Raw genomic sequence first — 2,994 nt, 5'->3', positions numbered from 1 at the left:
TACCAGAAAACATGGCAGAAGTAATAAGAATGCCTAAAATGAGCGACACCATGGAAGAGGGTGTCATCGCGGAATGGCACAAAAAAGTGGGCGACGAGGTTAAATCCGGCGATATTCTGGCTGAGGTCGAAACCGATAAGGCCACGATGGACATGGAAGCGTATCAAGAGGGCACGCTCTTATATATCGGTGTCGAAAAAGGCGATGCCGTCCCTGTGAATGGCGTAATGGCTGTTATCGGGGAAAAAGGTGAGGATTACAAAGATCTGCTGGAAGGCAGCTCGAACGGTCAGGCCGAGGAGAAAGAGGAAGAAAAACCTGCCGCTTCGTCCAACGGAGCGGAAAAAGCTACTCCCAAGGAAGAGAAAGCCTCGTCCGAAAAATCGGCACCAAAGGCGGCCAAGCCCGCTGCTTCTACCGAAAAAATCAACGCCACTTTGGTCAGGATGCCCAAGATGAGCGATACGATGGAGGAAGGCGTTTTAGTTTCCTGGCAGAAAAAAGTAGGTGATAAGGTCGATTCCGGCGATATTCTGGCCGAGGTCGAAACTGATAAGGCCACGATGGATCTGGAAGCTTACGAGGAAGGTACTTTGTTATACACCGGAATCAAGGAAGGTGAGGCCGTTCCGGTCAACGCCATCATTGCCGTCATCGGCGAGGAAGGCGCTAATTTCCAGGCGCTCATTGACCGCGAGGAGGCCGGAGACGAAGATGCTGAGGTAGAGGAAGACGATAAAGTAGAAACTACCACGCCCTCAGCTTCTGCCGACGCGAAAGGAGACGATTCAGAATCCAGCGTATCCGCCAGCGATTCCGGCGATCGCATTAAAGCCTCTCCCCTCGCCCGCCGTTTGGCCGAGGAAAAAGGCATCGACCTCCAACAGGTTTCCGGCTCCGGCGACAACGGCCGCATCATCAAGCGCGATGTGGACGAGTTTAAGCCCGCCGCCAAGTCGGCATCGGAATCTGCTAAGGTCGGTAAGGTGGAGCCCGCCGTGGCCAAAGCAGAACAGCCCGTGGCAGTTGGCGACTACGAGGATATCCCCGTTTCGCAGATGCGCAAGACGATATCGCGTCGCCTGAGCGAGAGTATGTTCACCGCGCCGCACTTCTACCTGACCATGGAAATCAACATGGACAAGGCGATGGCTCTTCGCCCAACGCTCAACGAAGTGGCGACTTCCAAGATTTCTTTTAACGATTTTGTGGTGAAAGCCTGCGCTCTGGCCCTTAAACAGCACCCGAAGGTCAATTCGGCCTGGTTGGGCGACAAGATTCGCAAGTATGACTACGTGAATATTGGTATTGCCGTCGCGGTGGACGAAGGCTTGCTGGTACCAGTAGTGCGCGACGCCGACAAGAAGACGCTTTCCACTATTTCTGCCGAGGTGAAGGACTTCGCTGGCAAAGCAAAAGATAAAAAACTACAACCCAAGGACTGGGAGGGCAACACGTTCTCGATTTCCAACCTCGGCATGTTCGGCATCGACGAATTCACCGCCATCATCAATCCGCCCGATGCCTGTATTCTGGCCATTGGTTCAATCAAAAAAACGGCAGCTTTCAAGGAAGACGGCACCGTTTATCCTACCAATGTGATGAAAGTCACGCTCTCCTGCGATCACCGCGTGGTCGATGGCGTGACGGGTTCGGAGTTCCTGCTGACGGTCAAGAAGTTGCTGGAAGAGCCAATGAGTATGCTGGTGTAGAGTTAGTTTGCTTTTTTGAAATTATGGAAGGGAGAGCCGGAGTTTTTGGCTCTTCTTTTTTTAAAATTATTCAATTGTGAAACTATGAGCGAACAAGGATATGATTTCGATTCTCATTCGGTCAGGTTCAACATAATTCAGTATGAATTCGAGAGTGTAAGTGAAGAAAAGGTAGTTAAGAAAGTAATCGAATACGTCCTCATTGATAAGAGTATCCCGCTGTACAACCTTGCCCTTCTTGACGTTAGCAAAGAGGAAGTGAGCGACATAAGTGTGAGCAACAATAATGATATGCCAAAAATAATGGCTACCGTTTATCGGCGCTTCGCGATTTCTTCGTTGTGAACCCTGAGGCAAAAGTCTTCTTTCAGGGAAGTACAACAAGTCGAAACCGATTGTATAGAGCTGCGATTGGAAAGCTGATAGCCATGAAAGAACCTAACTGTCTTTGGTTTTGCGAGTGGAAAGTTCAGGGAATTTGAGAGTAATACGGAATACGAAGCATTTCTTGTTCAACTATGAAATTTGAGAAAGATGAAAACCACGAAAAAGGAAAAGAAAACTGAGACAGAGCAGACACCCGTCAAATATAAGACCGTGAGAGAAGCTTCTGACGCTAAACTGCGTGCGGCGAAAAAGTTTTTGGAAAAAGTCGATATGAAGCAGATTGCTGAATTATAGGGCGATTGAACCAGCAAGTAATTACTACACTCCTTTTTGGGCTTTTCGGTGTACTACTACTTTGTAGCTCATTGATCTCCAGATTCCGAATAAAGTCCGGCCTTCACTTCTTCCCAAGGAATCGTATCATTATCGTCGCGGGCCATGGCTTCCTGCGCATCCAAATAATCCTCAACTTCCTCCATTACTTTTTCATAAGCTTTTTTCAAGAACTCGTTTCTGAGGTCGAGCTGCACAACTACGGGTTCTCCCTGCTCATCGTAGAGAAAGGTTCTGTACATATTTAAAGCGGCGGCTGTCATGGTTTTCCCTATTTTAGTTCTGGAAACAAACTACTTTGGAGTAAGAACTTTGCCTTGGTGGTTTTTCTTATTTCAAAGATAACAGATCGCACCCAATGAACCGCCTCGACCGCCTGACCGCCCTGCTGATCCAACTGCAATCCAAGCGCATCCTCCGGTCGCAGGAAATCGCGGAGCGGTTTGACATCAGCCTGCGGACGGTCTATCGAGATATGCGGACGCTCGAAATGGCGGGGGTGCCAATTATCGGCGAGGCGGGCGTAGGCTATTCCATCGTGCAGGGTTACCGACTGCCACCC

4 protein-coding genes and 1 pseudogene are annotated in these 2,994 nt (G+C 49.4%); 4 read left to right on the top strand and 1 reads right to left on the bottom strand.

Features of this window, described 5'->3' with window-relative positions; genetic code table 11:
- Positions 1–11: 11 nt before the first annotated feature.
- From ACEW8P_RS08820 to ACEW8P_RS08810, 3 genes and pseudogenes are all read left to right on the top strand, one after another.
- Entirely contained in the window at positions 12–1,712 is a 1,701-nt protein-coding gene (locus ACEW8P_RS08820) for a pyruvate dehydrogenase complex dihydrolipoamide acetyltransferase (RefSeq protein WP_373512719.1), read from the top strand.
- An 84-nt stretch (positions 1,713–1,796) separates the two neighbouring features.
- Positions 1,797–2,194: pseudogene (locus tag ACEW8P_RS08815) on the top strand (hypothetical protein).
- A gap of 52 nt (positions 2,195–2,246) precedes the next feature.
- The gene (locus ACEW8P_RS08810) at positions 2,247–2,393 is read left to right on the top strand and encodes a hypothetical protein (RefSeq protein WP_373512718.1); all 147 of its coding nucleotides are present in this window, start codon (positions 2,247–2,249) and stop codon (positions 2,391–2,393) included.
- A gap of 68 nt (positions 2,394–2,461) precedes the next feature.
- On the opposite strand, the gene ACEW8P_RS08805 is transcribed toward ACEW8P_RS08810, so the two are convergent.
- Complete coding sequence (locus ACEW8P_RS08805; RefSeq protein ID WP_373512717.1) at positions 2,462–2,674, bottom strand: hypothetical protein; 213 nt, start codon at positions 2,672–2,674, stop codon at positions 2,462–2,464.
- A gap of 116 nt (positions 2,675–2,790) precedes the next feature.
- Here ACEW8P_RS08805 and ACEW8P_RS08800 point away from each other — a divergent pair.
- On the top strand, positions 2,791–2,994 hold a 204-nt coding region (locus ACEW8P_RS08800; protein WP_373512716.1), incomplete at its 3' end, for a helix-turn-helix transcriptional regulator.

It is taken from the genome of Persicitalea sp. (assembly GCF_041751555.1).
In the GTDB taxonomy this organism is placed as follows: domain Bacteria; phylum Bacteroidota; class Bacteroidia; order Cytophagales; family Spirosomataceae; genus Persicitalea.
The sequence above is the reverse complement of the archived record's forward strand: the minus strand, read 5'-3'. Positions and strand labels throughout refer to the sequence as shown.